Below are 2672 nucleotides of genomic sequence, written 5' to 3' on the forward strand. Positions count from 1 at the left end.
GGGGTAGCCACTGTGCCGCGTCGGCGGCATCCTCGAACGGACAGGCGCGGGAAGGGGGATCGGGTGGAGTTCGTCTTCGAGTGCGGGTGGTGCGGTGGCGACAACTACTTCGTGGGCCGCCAGGTCGGCTGGTGGGTCGACAAGTGGGAGATCCCGTCGGAGTGGTACTGCCGCTTCTGCGACGGCCTGAACTACACCCCCGACCCGCCCTGGACCGAGGCGTAGGTCCCGGGGGCTTCGGTCAGAGGCTGGAGAGCGCTCCGGCGATCGAGGTGAGGGCGCTGTTGATGGACGGGGCCGCGCAGGTCAGTGCGGAGCCGAAGCGGACGTAGCCGCCCTTGAGCAGGACGACGACGATGATGCCCAGCAGCACGGCGGCGGAGATCGAGATCGACAGGGCCACGGCGGGTGGTGCTCCTTCGGAATGGGGTGGGGCGGCCGTGCTCGAGCACGGCTGGCCCCACGGAGTGGATGGGTGTGATCAGGCGTCAGTGAGGTTCTTGATGGCCTCCAGCGCCTGGCGGGCGGAGGCGACCTTCTCCGAGCGGTTGCCGGCCCCGGAGCTGCGCTTGCCGCCCCCGCCCTTGCCGCCTCCGCTACGCCGGCGGGAGCGGCCCTCGCCGTCGCCGTCGTCCTCTTCGGGCTCGGGCCAGAACTCGCCCGGGTCGGGGTCGCGGTTCCAGTCGCCCCACAGGCCGCGCTTCTCCAACTCCGCGATCTCGTGGTCGGTGAGCCGGTTGACCTGGTCGGGGAACAGGTCGGACAGGTCGGTGTCGAAGTCCGCGTACAGGCTGCGCATCAGGACGGCGCGGCCGTTGTCGAGGACGATGACGGCGACGCCGCCGGTGGAGACGCCGTTTTCCGGGTCGGCTTCGCCGCGCATGGCCCGCTCGATCGCGGAGCCTTCCTGGCGGGAGTAGCGGGCCGGGATGGTCGGCACGTCGTAGGGGTTCTCCATGGTGCCCTCCGCGGCCTTGCGGGTGGCGCCGGGCGAGCCCATGTTGAAGATCACCGGGCGGGAGTTCTGCCGGAGGTTGTCCTTCATCTCCGTGCTGAACCCGTTGTGCGCGAACGGGGACTGGCCGGCGGGGTCGAAGCCGATGCCGTACTTCAGGCCGGTCACCGTCAGGTCGTCGCCGTTGGTCTGGATGTCCTCGCCGAACAGGGCGTCCTGGGCTGCGGTCATGTACTCATCCGCGTACACGTTCAACTGCGCGTAGGGGCAGCGCGGGTCGCCGGGCTTGTAGTCGTGCGGCTGGCCGTCGTGCGGCCAGGGCATCTCCGCCCGGATCTCGCACAACGCCTTGGCCGCGCGCAGCTGGCGGGCCATCCACAGCGCGTTCGAGCCCTGCCGGTCGATGTACCGTCCCAGCACCGTGGTCTTCTCGTCTTTGCGGACCGTGGACAGCCACACCACCTGGCCGGCCAGGGACTGCGCGGCCATGTTGATCGCGAAGTACTGCGTCTTGCCCGAGCGGGTCACCCCGAGGATCAGGCCGTGGGCGGCGGCGTTCTTGTCGTGCTGGAACACCATGTTCTTCACCGGCTGGCCGGTGATGGTGAACCCGCACACGTACATGCCCTTGGCGTCGGGGGTGAGCAGCTCGCGGGTCGCGGGGAAGATCTGCGACAGCGGCGGCTCGTCGAAAGCCGAGATGAGGAACTCGTTGCCGTCGATGAGGACGAACACGCAGGAGTCGTCCTCGGGCAGCTTCAGCGCGCGGCAGACCTTGGCCAGGTCGACGCGCGGGGTCTCGGTGCGGTCGGCCATCTTCGCCCGGTAGAACGTCACCCCGCGCTCGTTGTCGCGGCTGGTGTGGATCAGGACGGAGCCGGGGGCACCGCCCTTGGGGCCGGCGACCCCGTCCGTCCAGCGCTCCTGGTCGGTCGGCGCGGTGCGGCGGCGCTGGTTGGCGTCGGGGGTGATGTGGGCCTCCATCCAGCCGGGCCCGCCTTGCCGGCCGGGCTGCACGGCGACGTCGGCGAGCGTCACGTCGTCGGCGTGCACGCCGAACGCCGCGGCGACCGCGGCCTCGGTCAGGCCGGTGATCGGGCGCCCGGGCTCGCTGGCGCGCAGCAGCACGGTCAGGTCGTTGTGCATCGCCAGGTGCCGGGTGACGGAGACGATGTGGGTGCGGGCCGGCATCCCGGCGTTCTCCCACAGCATCCGCACCTGACGGGTGAGCAGGTCCGCGCCGTCGTCCGGCACGGCCTCTTCCTGCTCGGCAGCTGCCTGGGGCTGGGGCTGCGGGGGCAGGACTGCGGCGGCCGGGCGGTGGCGGCGGCGGGCGTGCCGGGAGTACGGCAGCACCAGGTAGCCGGCCGCGGCCCATCCGGCGGCGAGCAGTCCGTCCATCCAGTACGGGCCGAAGCCGGGGGTGTGGCGGGCGGCGACGTCGACGGCGGCGGCCAGCACCAGCGGGGTCCAGCGCAGGATCTTGCGTCCGGCGCCGGGCTCATCCGACTTGGCGGCCAGGACCCAGCCGCCGATGCCGGCGGCGCCAGCCAGCTGCACGACGGTGTTGACGGGGCTGTCGGGGGCGATGTTCGGGGCCACGGCCAGCACAGGCGCGGCGAGGGTGTAGGCGAGGCGTTCGAGCGCGACACTGCGCGGCGTGGTCACCAGGTGCTCCTTCGGGAACGGGCACGGGCGGCCCCGCGAGGTGCAGGGC

The 2672-nt window shown here is 71.7% G+C and carries 3 protein-coding genes; 1 reads left to right on the forward strand and 2 read right to left on the reverse strand.

The features are described 5' to 3' along the window. Positions 1–63 precede the first annotated feature (63 nt). Positions 64–225 (forward strand): hypothetical protein, encoded by a 162-nt coding sequence (locus tag AC13HU_RS35325; protein WP_483046089.1) that lies wholly within the window; start codon positions 64–66, stop codon positions 223–225. A gap of 16 nt (positions 226–241) precedes the next feature. On the opposite strand, the gene AC13HU_RS35330 is transcribed toward AC13HU_RS35325, so the two are convergent. Together AC13HU_RS35330 and AC13HU_RS35335 are read right to left on the reverse strand one after the other, a co-directional pair. After that, complete coding sequence (locus tag AC13HU_RS35330) at positions 242–403, reverse strand: hypothetical protein (RefSeq protein WP_483046090.1); 162 nt, start codon at positions 401–403, stop codon at positions 242–244. A gap of 78 nt (positions 404–481) precedes the next feature. Continuing rightward, positions 482–2623, reverse strand: a complete 2142-nt coding sequence (locus AC13HU_RS35335) for a chromosome segregation protein ParM (RefSeq protein WP_483046091.1) — start codon at positions 2621–2623, stop codon at positions 482–484. Positions 2624–2672: the final 49 nt, after the last annotated feature.

The sequence above is a fragment of the Streptomyces sp. NH27 genome (assembly GCF_056859195.1).